18 protein-coding genes are annotated in these 17,086 nt (G+C 38.4%); 8 read left to right on the forward strand and 10 right to left on the reverse strand.

The window, feature by feature from the left end; translation table 11 throughout:
• Position 1 precedes the first annotated feature (1 nt).
• Together ACXAG7_RS15235 and ACXAG7_RS15240 are read right to left on the reverse strand one after the other, a co-directional pair.
• Positions 2-658, reverse strand: a complete 657-nt coding sequence (locus ACXAG7_RS15235) for a carboxypeptidase-like regulatory domain-containing protein (protein ID WP_476667356.1) — start codon at positions 656-658, stop codon at positions 2-4.
• Between the two features lie 130 nt (positions 659-788).
• Positions 789-1,421, reverse strand: a complete 633-nt coding sequence (locus ACXAG7_RS15240; protein WP_476667357.1) for a 7-carboxy-7-deazaguanine synthase QueE — start codon at positions 1,419-1,421, stop codon at positions 789-791.
• An 85-nt stretch (positions 1,422-1,506) separates the two neighbouring features.
• On the opposite strand from ACXAG7_RS15240, the gene ACXAG7_RS15245 reads away from it, so the two are divergent.
• From ACXAG7_RS15245 to ACXAG7_RS15255, 3 genes are all read left to right on the forward strand, one after another.
• Positions 1,507-3,027, forward strand: coding sequence for a helicase HerA-like domain-containing protein (locus ACXAG7_RS15245; RefSeq protein ID WP_408044359.1), 1,521 nt, complete (start codon positions 1,507-1,509; stop codon positions 3,025-3,027).
• Between the two features lie 47 nt (positions 3,028-3,074).
• On the forward strand, positions 3,075-3,635 hold the full coding sequence (locus tag ACXAG7_RS15250; RefSeq protein ID WP_476667358.1) for a hypothetical protein: 561 nt from the start codon (positions 3,075-3,077) through the stop codon (positions 3,633-3,635).
• An 87-nt stretch (positions 3,636-3,722) separates the two neighbouring features.
• On the forward strand, positions 3,723-4,097 hold the full coding sequence (locus ACXAG7_RS15255) for a cupin domain-containing protein (protein WP_476667359.1): 375 nt from the start codon (positions 3,723-3,725) through the stop codon (positions 4,095-4,097).
• Positions 4,098-4,236: 139 nt separating this feature from the next.
• On the opposite strand, the gene ACXAG7_RS15260 is transcribed toward ACXAG7_RS15255, so the two are convergent.
• Complete coding sequence (locus tag ACXAG7_RS15260) at positions 4,237-4,923, reverse strand: ZIP family metal transporter (RefSeq protein WP_408044356.1); 687 nt, start codon at positions 4,921-4,923, stop codon at positions 4,237-4,239.
• Complete coding sequence (locus ACXAG7_RS15265) at positions 4,920-5,648, reverse strand: class I SAM-dependent methyltransferase (RefSeq protein WP_408044355.1); 729 nt, start codon at positions 5,646-5,648, stop codon at positions 4,920-4,922. Before ACXAG7_RS15265 ends, ACXAG7_RS15260 begins: the two co-directional genes overlap by 4 nt.
• Positions 5,649-5,755: 107 nt before the next feature.
• Between ACXAG7_RS15265 and ACXAG7_RS15270 the strand changes: the two genes are divergently transcribed.
• A complete protein-coding gene (locus ACXAG7_RS15270; RefSeq protein ID WP_476667360.1) occupies positions 5,756-6,925 on the forward strand; it encodes a THUMP domain-containing class I SAM-dependent RNA methyltransferase in 1,170 nt (389 codons plus the stop codon).
• 35 nt (positions 6,926-6,960) lie between these two features.
• Here ACXAG7_RS15270 and ACXAG7_RS15275 read toward each other — a convergent pair whose 3' ends face one another.
• The 6 genes from ACXAG7_RS15275 to ACXAG7_RS15300 all read right to left on the reverse strand — a co-directional run bounded on the left by ACXAG7_RS15275 (position 6,961) and on the right by ACXAG7_RS15300 (position 12,785).
• The gene (locus ACXAG7_RS15275) at positions 6,961-8,058 is read right to left on the reverse strand and encodes a serine hydrolase domain-containing protein (protein ID WP_476667361.1); all 1,098 of its coding nucleotides are present in this window, start codon (positions 8,056-8,058) and stop codon (positions 6,961-6,963) included.
• A 12-nt stretch (positions 8,059-8,070) separates the two neighbouring features.
• Positions 8,071-8,838 carry a pentapeptide repeat-containing protein gene (locus tag ACXAG7_RS15280; protein WP_476667362.1) on the reverse strand — a complete coding sequence of 256 codons (768 nt, stop codon included), beginning with the start codon at positions 8,836-8,838 and terminating at the stop codon, positions 8,071-8,073.
• A 123-nt stretch (positions 8,839-8,961) separates the two neighbouring features.
• Positions 8,962-9,234 (reverse strand): HU family DNA-binding protein, encoded by a 273-nt coding sequence (locus ACXAG7_RS15285; RefSeq protein WP_408044351.1) that lies wholly within the window; start codon positions 9,232-9,234, stop codon positions 8,962-8,964.
• A 185-nt stretch (positions 9,235-9,419) separates the two neighbouring features.
• A complete protein-coding gene (gene fmt / locus ACXAG7_RS15290) occupies positions 9,420-10,364 on the reverse strand; it encodes a methionyl-tRNA formyltransferase (RefSeq protein WP_408044639.1) in 945 nt (314 codons plus the stop codon).
• Positions 10,364-12,250, reverse strand: a complete 1,887-nt coding sequence (locus ACXAG7_RS15295; RefSeq protein WP_476667363.1) for a RecQ family ATP-dependent DNA helicase — start codon at positions 12,248-12,250, stop codon at positions 10,364-10,366. The genes fmt and ACXAG7_RS15295 overlap by 1 nt, the downstream gene beginning before the upstream one ends.
• A complete protein-coding gene (locus tag ACXAG7_RS15300) occupies positions 12,243-12,785 on the reverse strand; it encodes an AAA family ATPase (protein WP_408044349.1) in 543 nt (180 codons plus the stop codon). The genes ACXAG7_RS15295 and ACXAG7_RS15300 overlap by 8 nt, the downstream gene beginning before the upstream one ends.
• Positions 12,786-12,886: 101 nt before the next feature.
• On the opposite strand from ACXAG7_RS15300, the gene ACXAG7_RS15305 reads away from it, so the two are divergent.
• Genes ACXAG7_RS15305 through ACXAG7_RS15320 form a run of 4 tightly spaced genes read left to right on the forward strand, consistent with a single transcriptional unit; the run spans position 12,887 to position 17,005 of the window.
• The gene (locus tag ACXAG7_RS15305; protein WP_408044348.1) at positions 12,887-13,168 is read left to right on the forward strand and encodes a DUF493 domain-containing protein; all 282 of its coding nucleotides are present in this window, start codon (positions 12,887-12,889) and stop codon (positions 13,166-13,168) included.
• Between the two features lie 11 nt (positions 13,169-13,179).
• A complete protein-coding gene (locus ACXAG7_RS15310; RefSeq protein ID WP_476667364.1) occupies positions 13,180-14,778 on the forward strand; it encodes a peptidylprolyl isomerase in 1,599 nt (532 codons plus the stop codon).
• 21 nt (positions 14,779-14,799) lie between these two features.
• Entirely contained in the window at positions 14,800-15,666 is an 867-nt protein-coding gene (locus ACXAG7_RS15315) for a peptidylprolyl isomerase (RefSeq protein ID WP_476667365.1), read from the forward strand.
• 16 nt (positions 15,667-15,682) lie between these two features.
• Positions 15,683-17,005 (forward strand): peptidylprolyl isomerase, encoded by a 1,323-nt coding sequence (locus tag ACXAG7_RS15320; protein WP_476667366.1) that lies wholly within the window; start codon positions 15,683-15,685, stop codon positions 17,003-17,005.
• Positions 17,006-17,086 lie beyond the last annotated feature (81 nt).

The following is a 17,086-nucleotide window of genomic DNA, read 5'->3' on the forward strand; positions in this document are numbered from 1 at the left end:
ATTACCTGTTTTTTAGCGGTGAGAATTTTTGCTTGACTGCTACTTTCCCTAGTAGCATAACTTCATCGTTTTTGAGTGTAACTTTCAAAAATAGCGTTGAGGTTTTTCCTTTCTTAATGATCACTTGTTTGGTTTTAAGACCGATAAGGCTAAACTCTAGGATGTCACCTTCATGAAGGGCCTTTGGAAATGTAAAGTTTCCATCAAAATCCGTTTCAGTACCCAGTGTACTGCCCTTTAAAAGTACGGTTACTCCGGGCATTGGGTCATTGTCGAGTACAACAGTACCGTTTACCTGAAGTTCTGATTGTTGTTCAAGTTCATTGATAGTGTTATTAGGGAGTGTTTTTGACTCTTGTGCAGTTCCTTTTAGCGGAAGTAAAGTAGCTCCTAATACCAACCCAACACCAGCGATGAGACTTTGGTATGACCTTGGGGTATCTGTTTGAAATCTCTGTAATTGCGTTTGTTTAAATCGCCCACAGAGTTGATCCGTATTGTTCCGTTCAAAGTAGCTGTCGAGTTCTTCGTTTGTAAAGGCGCTAAAGTCAATAACTTCTTGTGAGCAGGAGGTACAGTAGCCTCCTTGTTTCGTGGGGGTAAAGGAATCGAAATCTTCTTGGCAAGGGTTGCTAATTTCTAGGTGTTTTTTCATCATACTATTGGTGTTTTGATGGTAAAACTATCCGGTTTCTTTTTAGCAAAAAAGTTCTCTTGAGTAAACGGTAGGTTTGATCAAGGCAACGCAGCACTAGCATGAGGCAAAAAAAAAACACCCAGAGGTGTTTTTATGGTATGTTTAAGTATTTGTGTGTTTGTAATGAGATGCGCCATTTAGGATGTTCCATGACATAATCAATGATCATGGGAGTCATTTTTTCTTTTTTACTCCACTCGGGTTGCAAAAATAGCTGACAGTTATCTCCAACTTGGGCAGCTTGTTCTTCAGCGAACTTAAAATCGTTTTTATTGTGAATGATCATTTTGAGTTCATCTGCTGCTCGGTACGAAGAGGGGGTAGGGAGCTTGGTCTTTTTCGGAGACAGGCAAAACCAATCCCATGAACCTGATAATTCATACGCTCCAGAAGTTTCAATATGAGTTTTTATCCCTTTGTCATGTAAGGAAGTCGTAATGTAATCTAAACTCCACATTAAAGGCTCTCCTCCTGTGATCACTACGGTTTTTCCGTATTTTTCAGCATTGGCAACAATTAAATCGGTGGCCGTGGGTGGGTGCAAATTGGCATCCCAACTCTCTTTGACATCGCACCAGTGACACCCCACATCGCAACCGCCTATTCTAATAAAATAGGCCGCTGTACCGGTATGGGCTCCTTCTCCTTGTATGGTATAAAACTCCTCCATAAGCGGAAGCATTTCACCTTTATCAATCAACTCTTGTATCTCTTTTTTCAACATAAGGCTGCAAAGATAGGTAACATTCAAAATTAATTAATCATTTTTGCTATTTTTACGTGTTTTTTATTATTGAATCTTCTAATTTATGAGTAAGACAGCGGCTTTTTTTAACCACATTACGGAAGGATATGCGTGTAAGGGAGAATATATAACGCTCGGAGCAGGGATGCTCGGTGAGGAAACCATTACCGACGCACTGGTAAATATTCCGTTAAAAACGATGAATCGTCACGGGTTAATTGCAGGGGCTACCGGAACCGGTAAGACCAAAACCCTGCAGGTGCTGGCAGAAAATATGTCGGAAAAAGGAATTCCCGTGCTGCTCATGGATGTTAAAGGAGATTTAAGTGGCTTGGCTCAGCCGAGTCCGGGGCATCCAAAAATTGATGAACGTCACGAAAAAATAGGAATTCCCTTTGCTGCGAAGAAATTTCCTGTGGAGGTACTGACCTTGTCCGAACAAGACGGTGTTCGTTTGAGAGCAACGGTAACAGAGTTCGGTCCGGTATTGCTATCTAGAATTTTGGAACTCTCTGAAACGCAGTCGGGAATTGTGGCTATTATCTTTAAGTACTGTGATGATCATCAAATGCCTTTATTGGATCTGAAAGACTTTAAAAAGATGCTTCAGTTCATCACAAATGAAGGGAAAGAAGAAATTACCGCTGAGTACGGACGCATTTCAACGGCAAGTACTGGAGCCATTCTTCGTAAAATTATACAAATAGAACAGCAAGGTGGAGGCGTATTTTTTGGAGAGAAGTCTTTTGAAGTAGACGACTTAACTCGTATTGACGAGCAGGGACGCGGTGTGATTTCGGTATTGCGTTTAACCGATATTCAAGACAAACCTAAATTGTTTTCGACTTTTATGCTGCAATTACTGGCTGAGGTCTACGATACATTTCCGGAACAAGGAGATTCAGGACGACCTGAACTCGTCATTTTTATAGACGAAGCTCACTTGGTATTTGACGAAGCGTCGAAAGCACTGTTGAGCCAAATAGAAAGTATAGTGAAGTTAATTCGTTCTAAGGGAGTAGGATTGTATTTTGTAACTCAAAACCCGAAAGACATTCCAGAAGACGTACTAGCTCAACTGGGAATGAAAATACAGCACGCACTCCGCGCTTTTACGGCGAAAGATCGTAAGGCATTGAAGTTGGCAGCTCAAAATTATCCTGATTCTGTTTATTACGATACGGAAAAGGTATTGACCTCCCTAGGTATTGGAGAAGCAGTCGTGTCTATTTTAAATGAAAAAGGTATCCCAACCCCGTTGGTCAGAACACTGTTACGCGCTCCGATGAGTAGGATGGATATTTTAACAAAAAATGAACTTGCTACTTTAATTGAGAATTCTACTTTAGCAAAAAAATACAACGAAGTAGTTGATCGAGAGAGCGCTTACGAATTGCTCAATGAGAAAATTGCGCGTATCGAAAAAGAAAAAACAGCAGAAGAAGCAGAAAGAGAAAGAGCAAAAACAAAACGACGTTCAACAACGCGAAGAACGACGAGTACGCGCATGAACCCGATTGTTAAGGTATTGACAAGTGCGACCTTTATACGCAGCGTTTTTGGAATTTTGAAAAAAGTAATTTAATATATAATTTTTATAAACTAACAACCGTTTTAATCAAAACAGCATACATGATAAAACTATACAAACCTTTAGCAGTAGTATTGATTTCTTTGGCTTTTATCCAATGTAGTGATAATAAATTCTCCATCGCGAAAGGAAAAGTAGGGCCGTTAACCGTAAAAACTCAAATTCAGGAATTGGAGAAAATTTTCTCGAATGATTCTATAGTAAAAGTATTGAGCGAGGGAGCTAAAGGGGACAATCTTTTTCAGGATGATGATCAATATTTGATCTACGAAAAAGGAGGAAATCATTTATTGACGATTACGCCTAAAGAACAACTTGATTCTACCTCTACTATTAAGAGTATTGAGGTTTTTGACAAACGCTACAATACAAAGTCAGGACTGACTATTAAATCAAATTTTCAAGATATCAATATCAATAATAAAATAAGCAAGGTAGAGTCGACCTTTTCATCAGCTACGTTGTTTATTGACGATCTAAATGCTACGATTACGATTGATAACGAAGAATTAGGATTGAAGGATTTTAGCACACAAAAAGTGACCATCGATCAAATTCCTGATTTGGCAAAAATTAAGTCATTAACTGTGTGGTTTAACTAATAAACTAGCATAAGCCCTGAGCGTGCTTTGCGTAACAAAATTATAAAAACAAAAAGTCGAAACTCAGTTTCGACTTTTATTTTAACTATGGATTCTAAAAAATACACCATTCAAAAAACTCCTTTTGTAGTGCCAACTACCGATGGGAAACTCATAGAAGAACATTTCGGAAACGCATCCCACGCAGGTGCTTTGAGCATTGCTCATATGGTAGCGCCAGCAGGGTGGAGCGAGCCTTTTCAGACGCCAGAGTTTGACGAATATACCTATATCATTAAAGGGAAAAAGCAATTTACGATTGCTGGTGATGTCGTAGTGTTAGAAGCGGGGCAATCGATAAAGATTGAAAAAGACACCCGTGTGCAATACGCAAACCCTTTTGAGGAGCCCTGTGAGTACCTCGCGATTTGTTTGCCGGCCTTTTCGATGGATTTAGTGCATCGAGAGGAAGAAGCTGAGTAAAGAATAAGACCAAAGAAAAGCGAGGAAGTACTTCCTCGCTTTTTTTAGGTGTTTTTGGACGCTATATGCTCTAAAACTTAGCTTTCCTGCTGTATAAATGACAAAACAAGTACAAACTAATGAACTTGTTGCAGCCAGTTTACATAGTGAAAATGGTCAAAATAATTCCCAATAAAATAGCGGCAAATTTTTTAATATTAAACTTGTGGTTTTCGGTACTTTCAAACAAAATAATGGTTGAAATGTGTAAGAAGATTCCGATGGTAAGCGCACTAACTTCTTCGTGAATTTCATGTAAAAGCTCAATGCGTTCAGAGAGGTAAATTCCCAATGGACTCATTAAAGAAAAGAGGCCCAAAAATAAAATAATCATTTTTTTAGGGTAATCTGCCTTCAGTAAAAATGAGGTCAATACTATGGTAATTGGAATCTTATGGATAAAAATGGCCCAAAGTAAGTTGTGCTGATGATCACTGTGTTCGTGTATTGGTAATCCTTCTGTAAAGGCGTGTAAACACAGACTAACAAATAGTAACCACGGAAACTTATGCTTGTCAGAATCGAGGTGTACATGACCGTGTTCTGCCCCTTTAGAAAAAGATTCTAGCACAGACTGTATTAGTATTCCGATTAAAATGAGGGTTCCTATGGTATTCGGGTTGCTACTTTCGGTATAAACTTCAGGTAGCAAATGCAATACTGTTACCGACAGTAAATAAGCACCACTAAAGGCAAGCAATAATCGAACGATGTGATTATTGGGTTTGCCAAACACGACGATTAGGGCTCCTAATAAAACGGATATGATTAAGATAAATGAACTCATTCGGCTACGATAATTAAACGATCGGAGGTAGTTGGGTCAAAGCTGTCTAAGGCGTAATTTCCAAATATTTTGGTGATGGTTAAACCGGCTTGCTCAAAGTAAAACTTCATTTTTTCGAGATCTAAAAATTTGACGCGCTCTTCGTAGGCATGCTGTTTTCCCTCGGCTTCAAAAGCAATTGTTTTGACGATAAACCCTTCTTTTATGCTACGTGTAATACGAAATTGAATTCCGTCGATTTCTTTGACTTCTGAACTAACCAATTCATTTTTTACCTTGACAACATTGAGAAAATCAACGACGAGAACTCCGTTGCTTTTGAGCCCATTTTTAAAGTTTTCAAGTACGCGAATGTCGTCGGTATCATCTTCGAAATAGCCAAAACTGGTAAAGAGGTTAAAAATGGCATCATAGCGGTGTTCTATGGTTTTTCGCATATCCCAAACTTCAAAATGCAAATGGTCATTTTCAAATTGCTTGGCATGTGCAATGCTGTTAGGACTCAAATCACCTCCACTTACCGTATAGCCCAGTGAGTTTAAATATACCGAATGACGCCCTTTTCCACAAGGTACGTCTGCGATATGACTCGTTGGCGCTAATGCTAGGTACGAGGTAATATTACGCATAAAAAACTGCGCATCTTCATCATTGCGATGTTTGTAAAGTATGTGATAATACGGTGTGTTAAACCAAGAGGTAAACCAATTTTCTGTTGTTTCCATAAGTATAGAGTCTGCAAAAATACGTAAATCTTACGGTAAAATTAGATAAAGAATAAAAATTCCTTACTCCATAAATTAACAGTATTTTTGTAGCGTAATTTTCAGATATGGAGAAAGATTTTAAAATGACCGCCATTACGATGGCTGGATTAGAAGGAGTATTGGCCGATGAACTCAGAAACCTAGGAGCGAAAGAGGTGAAAGAAGGAGTTCGCAGTGTCGGTTTCCGTGGAGATAAAGGATTTATGTACAAGGCAAATATCGCCTTGCGCACCGCAATTAGAATATTGAAACCAATTAAAAGGAGTAAAGTTTTTGATGAGGAAGATCTCTATGAAGCCATTCAACGCGTAAAATGGGAGCGCTTTTTAGATGTGGATGGAACTTTTGCAATCGGATCGGTAGTAAATTCTAAGAATTTTACATCAAACTCTCATTATATCAGTTTGAAATCTAAAGATGCCATTGCTGATTATTTTGTACATAAATTTAAAAAACGTCCTAACGTCGATTTAAAATATCCCGATGTGAAAATTCACATTCATATCCACAAAGAGTGGTTGACGATATCCTTAGATTCGTCTGGTGATTCTCTGCATAAACGAGGATATCGTAGCGCGACAAATATCGCACCTATTAACGAGGTGTTAGCTGCGGGATTGTTGATGTTGTCCGGCTATAAGGGAGAGGAGAACTTTATTGATCCGATGTGTGGTTCAGGGACGATATTGATCGAGGCGGCCATGATTGCCAATCAAATCCCAGCGAATATTAACAGAAAACACTTCGGTTTTGAAAATTGGAACGATTATGATGAGGACTTGTATTTTGTTATTCAAGATTCACTGTTAAAGAAAATTCGCAGTTCTCATTTTAAAATCATGGGATTTGACAAAGCACCTTCGGCAGTACGTAAGGCGCAACAAAATATTATCAATGCCAATTTGGAGGAATTTATTGGGGTACACCACGTAAATTTCTTTAATTCTAAAAAAGAGGTTTTTGGTAAAACTACCATTCTATTTAATCCACCGTATGGAGAGCGTTTGAATATTGATGTGAACGAGTTTTACGAAAAAATTGGAACTACATTAAAACACAATTATTCCAATTCTACGGCCTGGTTAATCACCTCGGATATGCAGGCGCTAAAACACGTAGGATTGAGAACGTCCAAACGTATCCCTCTGAAAAATGGAGACCTCGATTGTCGATTTGTGAAGTACGAGTTGTACGAGGGAAGTAAAAAGAAAACGAAGAATGAATTTGATGCATAAAATAAAAAGTCCGATAACACATCGGACTTTTTTTTTTAGGGTAAATTTTCTAGGAGCACTTGCGCTATTTGCGCATTGATTTGATGAGGACGTAGCTGCCAATTTTTAGCACCATTCGTCAAAATTATTACAGTGATTTCTTGCTTTAGACCCTTTCCCCAATAGTGTTTAATCGAAGCGATACCAGCGCCGCCATGTCCGTTGATACGTACGGACTCATCAATGATCTTCGCTTCCCATCCCAGTCCAAAGTTACCGACACTCCCGTCGTTGAGCAGTACGGGATTCCAAAGGTTGTTTAATGTTGACCTGACGACGTATTTTTCTGCGAGTAGTTGTTCAAACCAAGAACACAAGTCAGGAAGGTTGATATTGAGCCCAGCACCTGCGTACATTACGGGAGAGTAGTTTAATGGAAACATTTCTAAATGATCCGCTACCGTTTGGTAGCAAGTAACTCGGTTAGGCAAGACTTTTTTAAATCCTCCGTAGACCGCTGATGACAGGCCTGAGGGCTTTAAGTATTGCGAGTTCATAAAATTTTCGAACGATTGTCCGGATAAGCGCTCAATAAGTAACCGAACGAGTAAAAAACCAGTGGCATTGTACTTAGATTTTGTTCCTGGAGGACTGTCAAAGGCTTTTTCTTTTAACGCCTGGAGTACGTACTCGTCAGAGGGAGGAGCCAAGTAGATCTGGTAATCTATTTGGTCAGGAATTCCAGAGGTATGTGAAAGTAACGAGGCGATACGGATTGATTTCCATTTCTCTGGAAGTATTTGATTGCCTTGTAAAACGTTACCGATAGGGGTTTGAATTGATATTTTATGGGTATCGAGTAAATGGATGAGCGCAATGCTGCTAAAGAGTTTGGAAATGGAAGCTACTGGAAACCTATGCGTGATTTTCAAGGGGACAGCCAACGGAATTTGAGCGAGACCGTAGCTTTTTTGATGTACAGTTTTTCCGTTGATCAAAATTGCGTAATTGACGCCAATGATGCCGTTTTTCTCGATGGCAGACTCCAGTGTTTGGTCGCTTAGTTTAAATGCTGATACCAAGGAGTTTTGTGCCGTAGATGAACAAAAAATCATGGTCATAAGGACCATGATTAGTACTGTGATTCGATGCATATTGTTTGTGGGTTAATAGTCTTTTGATTGGTTGAATTTATCTCCATTGATACGTGCGTATTTGGTATTCATACCAAAACCTACTTTCATATTAGCATCGTCAAAATCTCCTGATATTTTGGTGTACTTGAAATTGAGGTCTTCTTTGAAGTCTGTACTGTTAAACGATACACCATTGTGGAACTCGGCGTACTTAAAGGTGGCTGTTTCTTTAAAAATTGCGCCTTTAAAATTAGCAAACTCCTGGAAATTACTGTATTTAAAAGTAGATGACTCCTCGAAAATAGTATTGTTGAAGTTTACATCTGACTCGAAATCGCTGTATTTAAAGGTCGTGTCAGAGAGAAACTGAGAATTGCTAAAGTTGGCCTCCGAATCGAAGTCTGAATACTTAAACATAGCCTTTCCTTTAAAAGAACAATTACTGAATTCTACTGGATTTCTAAAATTTGCCACAAAAGTATAAGAGCTAGGTTCATGTGGAATATAAGCGAGCACATCGTCTTGGAAAATACAATTCTTAAAGCGGATGGTACTAGAAATTTGTTTTTCTACAGTATTGGTCTTGTTTTTCTTCCACCAAGATTTCCCGCTGGGAAGTTTTTTAAGTGCTTCTTCCATAAATGTAAAATCAAGCACGCCCTCAATGGTAACATTTTGATAGGTAACGCTCGATCCATCTTTTACTTTTTGGAGTATTTCATCGGCAGTTACCGTATTTTGTGAGAGTACAGTAATGCTGCAAAATGCAACTAGAACTAAGCTAAAAAGTGATTTCATATTCATGAGTGTTATGGTTATTTATACTAAAGACCCTGCAAGTTATTATCTGTGACACTTTCTATAAAAGAAAAACAGCACTCAGAATTCTGAGTGCTGTTTTTATATGAATTGTGTATATTCTTAGTTTACAGTATCGCTTAATCCAGCTCCAGCTTTAAACTTTACAACTTTTTTAGCAGCGATTTGAATTTCTTTTCCAGTTTGTGGATTTCTTCCAGTTCTAGCAGCTCTTTCTGATACAGACCAAGTTCCCCATCCAACTAAAGCAACTTTACCACCATCTTTTAATGTATTAGTAACGTTGTTAGTGAATGATTCTAATGCAGCTTTTGCAGAAGCTTTTGAAATTCCTGCGTCAGCAGCCATAGCATCGATTAAATCTGATTTGTTCATAATTTTAATGGATTTTAAAAATTAATTAATATTTATTGCTAAATAGCTCAACAAATATAGACGGAATGCGGGATTGTGCAACATTTGAGCCAAAAAAAATGAATTTTTGTTAATAAAATACTATCAATTGTTAATAACCTAGCTTGTTTATTTGTTAAAAACCCTAATTCCTTATAAACAAAGGGCTAGAAGGCCATTGCATCGGCTGAAAATTGAAATCCATTGAGTAAACTTTTGGCATCCATTAATTTTTTTCCAGAAAGTTTGAGTTCGTGAATAACTAAAAATCCTTGATTAACAGCGATTTTGATTGACGATTTATCGGTGACAAGCGTACCTACCTCCAGCGAGTGCTCTTGGTATTCCTTGGCCACCTTATACAGTTTAGCACTAATTTCTTCTTCTCCGTTCTTTATAGTTGTCCAGGCAGCCGGGTAGGGATTGAGCCCGCGAATGTGATTGTAAATGGCGTCTAATGATTTTGACCAATCAATTTTACAGTTGTGCGGATATAGTTTGTAAGCCGATTTTTCTTCGCGTTCGGGTTGTTTTTGTGTAGTTACTGGACCTTGAGCAATTAAATCAACCGTTTCTTTTACCAGTCCTGCTCCTAGGTGCATGAGTCGATCGTGCAGTGCACCTACCGTCTCATCTGGGTGGATTTCAGTTTCTTTTTGTAATATAATTTCACCCGTATCAATTTTTTCATCAATAAAGAAGGTGGTAACTCCGGTTCGAGTTTCTCCATTCATAATAGCCCAGTTAATAGGCGCTGCACCGCGATACTCCGGAAGTAATGAAGCGTGTAGGTTAAAGGTACCGTATTCAGGCAATTGCCAAACACTTGCTGGCAACATACGGAAGGCAACGACTATTTGTAGGTTCCCATTCCAAGCCTTGAGCTCGTTTTGGAATTCCTCATTTTTGAGATTCGTAGGTTGTAATAAAGGTAGGTTTTTGCTTACTGCGTATTTTTTTACTGCCGACTGATTCAGCTTTCTTCCGCGTCCAGCTGGTCGGTCAGGTGCCGTGATCACCCCCACTACATTATAGTTGTTTTCTACTAAGTGTTCTAAAATGCAAACTGCAAAGTCTGGAGTACCCATAAAAACGATACGCAAATCTCTCATCATATACTGTAAAATTTAGTGTCGATTAGGCTAATTTGTTCACTAGCCAATAATTTTCGCAAATGTATTAAAATGTCCGCTTCTTCTGCTGATATTAGCTGACAGATTTCACGTGCACTGATTCCGTTGTGCTGCTTGATAATATGTAAAATTTGCGGGCCGAGTGCTGGAGTATTTTTCTTTCGTTGTAAGCAAATATCACAGATGCCACATGCCGATTCTGGCGATTCATCGAAGTATTCTAAAAGTAATTGAGCTCGGCAGCGCTCTTTGTTTTGTGCATAGCGCAGTACTTCTTGTAATTTCTTTTTCTTTTGTTTGAGAAAGCTCTTAATGTGCTTCGAAATTCTATTAATGCTCAAATCGTCCTCTCGGGGAACTAAAAAATGAAGTCGGGCATGCTGTGAACTCGGTTGGTACTGTATGAGCTCATGGCTGGCTAAACGGGTAAGTCCCTGCTTTACTTGTGTGGAGGTCAGTCCGCTTTTCTTGGCAATAAAAAACTCATCAATCGTCGTTTCTTGCTCAAATACACCGCCGTAAATTCTCAATACTGTTTGAATAAAAGCCTGGTCGTTAGGGTGGTTTCTTGAATAGGCAACGATGCGTTTGCTGGATACTGAGAATTGAAGTGTTGATTTCCTTGCAAAGTAATTGCCAAGTTCTATCAAACCGTTAGAGGCCAATAAAAGTATAGCGCTGTAGGCTTTGGCCTTTGGAAATTTGTATTTGCTACAAAAACTGGCAAAATCAAATTCAACGGGAGTTTCTAAGAGTTCTCCCTTCGCAATGCGAAAGTGTTGATACAACTTTTGGTGTACCAGTTTAATTTCGTCGATGTTTGGCGTTTGGTGTTCGTGAAAATCTCGTAATTGCTGCAAGTCTTTTTCATTGCTGAGCAATACCGCAAAGGCTTTATGACCATCTCTACCAGCACGTCCAGCCTCTTGAATGTAATTTTCAAGGGAAGAGGGGAGGTTTAAATGTACAACCACCCGAACATTGGGTTTGTCGATTCCCATGCCAAAAGCATTGGTCGCAACCATAATCGGATGCGTTTCTTCCATCCAGGCAGTAAAGGCAGTATTTTTTTCTTCGCTGCGCATTCCACCGTGATAATACGTACTCGCAAAGCCTTGCGCGTTTAAAAAACTAGAGATTTCTTTAGTTCTTTGACGCGAACTCACGTACACGATACAAGGTTCCTTAATTTTTTTGAAAATCTGCACGAGTTTGTCCAGTTTGTCTTCGGTAGGAAACAGTTGGTAGGCGAGATTTTCTCTGCGAAAAGACTTTTTAAATACAGCGGGTTCTTCTAACTGCAAATAGTGCTCAATATCTTTGAGTACTAGTGGCGTTGCTGTGGCCGTTAAGGCAATGACGGGAGTTTTCGGAAGCAGTTCTCTCAGGATGGCTGTTTGTAAATAGGACGGTCTAAAATCATGTCCCCATTCCGAAATACAATGGGCTTCGTCAATGGCAATGAGATTTACAGGAAGTTGTTTAATTTTTTCCTGGATAAAACGCGATTGTAGGCGCTCCGGTGCCATGTAGAGAAATTTGTAATTCCCAAAGCGGATGTTGTCAAAAAATCGGATGAGCTCATCTTGAGTGCTCCCTGCTTCAATAGTGGCAGCTTTGATTCCGCGATTTGTCAGGTTTTGAACCTGATCTTGCATCAGGGCAATCAATGGAGAAATGACTAAGCAAACTCCGGGTAACTGTAGAGCTGGAACTTGAAAACAAAGCGATTTACCTCCACCCGTAGGAAGCAAAGCTAAGGTGTCTTTCCCAGCCAGCACACTATCAATGATAGCTTGTTGGGGGGTACGAAAAGAGGGGTACCCCCAATAGTGTTTTAATATATGTAAACTTTCATTAGACATTTTGAGCTAACGATGCTAAAATAAAATCGCAACGCTCGTCAACAGTCCCGAAAGGAACATCGATAATATCATAGCCTATTTCGCTGTAGGCTTCGTGTAAAAATGACGAAATTTTAACGGCTTGTTCGAAAGTTTCATAACGTTCGTTATCCGATTGGTAAATCTCTTCCCAAGGAGCGAGCATAAATACTTTATCGTATTTACAAGCTTTACTCTTCTGTAAAAAATCTTCTGGGTAGTCGGTTCCCAAGTAGTTCATGTACGCGTGCACATCTGGGACACCACGGTCAAAAAAGATGTATTTATTGTCAGATTTGAGCGAGTTTTGATACTGTAACTCTCTTCCTTCTAGTAGTAATTGACTAAACAATAAGGGTTTCTCTAAGAATAGTTGATCGATACCTTCTTCTTGTGCTTTTAGGGTAACTTCTCTCGAAATTTCCGGCATACACTCATAACCTCTTCGAATAAATTCATTCAAAATCGAAGATTTTCCCGTTCCAGGGCCTCCTATAAGAACTATTTTCTGTTGCATCGTGCAAAAATAACAGATTCAATTTATAAATTTAATAAATAGTGTAATTTTGTGCTCTTAACATTCGCGAGAATTTATAAATTGAAGTTTAAGAATTAATTATGTCAGATAGAAAAGCATTTTATACGAAGTTAAAAGCACAATTAGAAGATACCTCTACATTTCCTACAAAATATTTGTATAAATTTATAGTTCCAACTAATGGAGACCAAGAATCAGAAGTAAAAGCTTTGTTTGATCAAGGAGGTCCTGTAATTGAAACAAAAAAATCGAGAACTGGTAAGTATATCAGTGTCTCTATACATATAACCGTTGCGAGTGCCGATGAAGTGATTGCTTATTACCAAAAGGCAGAGGCTATCGAAGGCATTATATCGTTGTAAAAAATTTATAAATGAAAAAACAAGTTGTATTTATCGCTATTGCGCTCAGTTCAATAGTATCAGGTGTTGCTCAAAGTAACAAGGAGTTATTTAAAATTAATGATAAGCCCGTAAGTGTCGAAGAGTTTAAGCGGGTGTATGAAAAAAATTTAGACCTGGTAGTTGATGAAGACGCAAAGAATATCGATAAGTATCTGGACTTGTATATCAATTATAAGCTCAAGGTCAATCAGGCCTATGCGTTGCAATTGGATACTTTACCCTCGTACAAACGGGAATTGGAAGGGTATAAGCAGCAGTTAATGACGCCGTATTTACAAGATCAAGCTACGGTTGATGCACTCATTAAAGAGGCGTATGAGCGCACGATTAACGAAATTAGAGCCAGTCATATTTTAGTGCGTATGAAAAAAGGGGATACCCTTGCAGCTTACGCGAAAATTATGGAGGCACGCAAAAGAATTGAAGCAGGTGAAGATTTTGTAAAGGTGGCAAAAGAAGTGTCACAAGACCCATCGGTAAAATTCAACGGAGGAGATTTGGGATACTTTTCCGCCTTTAAAATGGTATATGCTTTTGAAGACAATGCCTACAAAACGAAGCTTGGAGCCTTATCACAGCCTTTTAAAACTCGTTTTGGATATCACATAGTAAAAGTAACGGGCAAGAGAAAGTCAAAAGGACAATTCGAAGCAGCTCATATTTTGGTTCGAGACCTAGAAGCTGCTGGTAAAGCCAAGATTGATAAAGCAGCAAAGGAACTGGCTGCAGGTGCTGATTTCGCTGCTGTAGCCTTGAAGTATTCAGAAGATACTGGAACTGCTGGGCAAGGAGGGAAGTTGCCTAAGTTCGGAACGGGAAGTATGGTGGAGCCTTTTGAACAGGCTGTGTTAGGTTTAAGTCCTTCGAATCCGATAAGTAAACCCTTTAAAACTAAATACGGTTGGCATATTGTGCAACTGATCAAGGAACACCCCGTAGCGAGTTTTCAAGAAGAAAAGCGCGCTTTGGAGAAAAAGGTAAAACGCTCTGATCGCCTAAACGTATCCTATACGGCCGTGGTGGACCGGTTGAAAAAAGATTACAAGCTTAAGGTGCATAAAGCCGGACTCAAACCTTTTTTAACCAAGTCTATAGGAGAATTGTCACAAGCACCATTAAACGATTGGATCATCGCAATTGAAGGAAAAAAAATAGGACAAGCGAAATTCTTTGATCAAATAAAGTACCGCAAAGGTGTTGATGTGAAAGAGGCATTTGAACAATTTAAAAATAGTGAACTCGTTCGTTATTTTAAGGATGATCTCATTAATAAAGAACCTGATTTTCGAAATACTTTAACCGAGTACAAAGAAGGATTGTTGCTTTTTGAATTAATGCAACAGAAAATTTGGAAGAAATCGTCAAACGACACACTCGGACTTCAAAAGTATTTCACGGCCAACAAAGAGAAGTATGCTCAGAAGAAGTTGGACGAGGTGAAGGGAACGGTAATCAGTGATTATCAAAAGCAGCTAGAGGAAGATTGGATCAAAGACTTGCGCGCGAGCAGCAGTATCAAAATAAAAGGAAGAGAATTAAAGAAACTTAAAAAAATATACAATCAATAAGGGACATAAACAAGGGGGAAAGTGAAACGAAGTATTTGGACAATATCACTGCTGCTACTAACTGTGCTAGGGGCATGTGATTTAATTACATTAAAGAAACAACGAACACAAGAAGAAAAACCGATCGCTTCTGTATACAATAAACATTTGTACAAAAGGGATATCGCTAATTTAGTACCTAAAAATATATCCAAGCAAGATAGTCTAGTCTTTGTCAAAGGACTCATTAACAATTGGGCAAAAAAACAATTGTTTTTAATCAAGGCTGAGGAAAATATTACAGAGGTCAATAGTTTGGAAATCGAGAAATTGGTCAATGACTACAAGGCCAGTTTATACATCAACGGATACAAAGAAAAGCTGATCAAGCAAAAATTAGATACGGTAGTTAGCGAATCGGAATTACAAACTTACTACCTATCACACAAAGACAATTTTAAGTTAAGTGAAGGCCTGTTACAATACGATTATCTGTATTTTGATAAGGATCACCTAGAACGTGAAGAGATTGTAAAGTTGTTTAAATCAGACGACGTTGAAGACCGAGAGAGCTTGGAAAAATTTTTGTTGAGCCTAAAGTCATATCGTTTGCACGACAGTACTTGGGTGTCGGTTCGCAATTTAAAAAGCAAAATTTTACCTTTTGCTAACGAATCCAAAGAAAATCTGTTAAAAATATCAAAATTCATACAGAAAGAAGATAGTTTAGGAGTATATTTGGTCGCTGTAAATAATATTTTACAGAAGAATCAAGTGGCACCGCTGAGTGAGGTGGAAGGTCAGATTCGACAGATTATTTTACACAAGAGGAAATTAGAATTAATAAGAGAGATTGAAAAAACGCTGATAAATGATGCTATTCAAAACAAAAACTTTAAGGAATACTAGTCTTATTTTAACCTTGATGGGGGCTACATTAACAGGGCATGCACAGGCGACGAAAGTCGATGGAGTTGCTGTGGTAGTAGGGAAAAACATAGTATTAGATTCTGACATTGCAAAGTTTAAACAAGAGTTGGAATTGCGTTCGGAAGGTAAGGTTACTATTTCGGACTGCGAGATGTTGGAAGAGTTAATGCAACAAAAATTATTAGCGCATCACGCTGTTGTCGATAGTATTACCGTAAGCCAAGGTGAAATTGATGGACGTGTGAATCGAAGTCTGTCTTTTTTCGAAAATGAATACGGATCTCCTGAAAAGGCCGCAGCGGCATACGGGTTTGCGAATACTCAAGAATTGAGACGAGAATTGGAGCGCGTACAGAAAGAAAATGTACTGATCGAAAAAGAACAGCAAAAAGTAACAGAGAAATTAGACGTGACTCCTGAAGAAGTACGTGTGTATTTTAACGGGTTGCGAGATAAAGACGAGTTACCAGAAATTCCTGCAGAAGTGGAATTGGCTCAGATAGTATTGTATGCTGAAGCAACGAAAGAAGAAAATGACCGCGTTGTAAATAAGCTAAACGATATCAAACAGCAAATTTTAAATGGAGCGAGTTTTGATTTAAAGGCAATTATCCACTCGGAAGATCCATCTTCTGCTCAGAACAAAGGAAATTTAGGAATAATCACTAAAGAAACACCTTTTATCAAAGAGTTTAAGGAAGCCGTTTTTAATTTAGAGGAAGGACAGATGTCTGAACCTATCAAAACTATTTTTGGATACCACCTTATTAAATTGCACAAGATTAGAGGTAAAGGACGTGAAGTGTCGCACATTTTAATGCAACCTGAAATTTCTGATGAAAAATTAAAGAAAACCAAAGAAGAAATTGAAAAAATAGTAGCGGAAGTGAAAGAAGGTAAAATAACCTTCGAAGATGCTGCTAAAAAATACTCAGAAGACAAAGATACCCGTTTGAATGGAGGATTGTTAATGAACCCATATACCGGAGAACCTACCTTTGAATTAACTCGTATGCCGCCAGATTTATTTGGTCGTATCAGTGAATTGAAAGAAGGACAGCTATCTGACGTATTTTACGACGAAACTCGAGGAGGAGAAAAAATGTACAAAGTGATCTTTATGAAGAAGCGTACCGATACACATAAGGCAGATATCATCGATGATTATGTACGTATGCAAAAGTTCGCTTTGGAAAAAAAGAAAGAGGAAGAGTTGGAAAAATGGACCAAAGACAAAATTGGTGAAACGTACATAAAGATGGCTAATGCTTATAAGAGCTGTACGTTTAAAAAGAACTGGAAGAAAGAAAATAAATAATTATTTATTGCTAAATAAATCCGTTTTTATTGTAGTTTTAGACTGCAAAAAAACGGATTTTTTATTTTAATACATTAGTAT

The sequence above is a fragment of the Tenacibaculum sp. AWR4_210 genome (assembly GCF_056160945.1).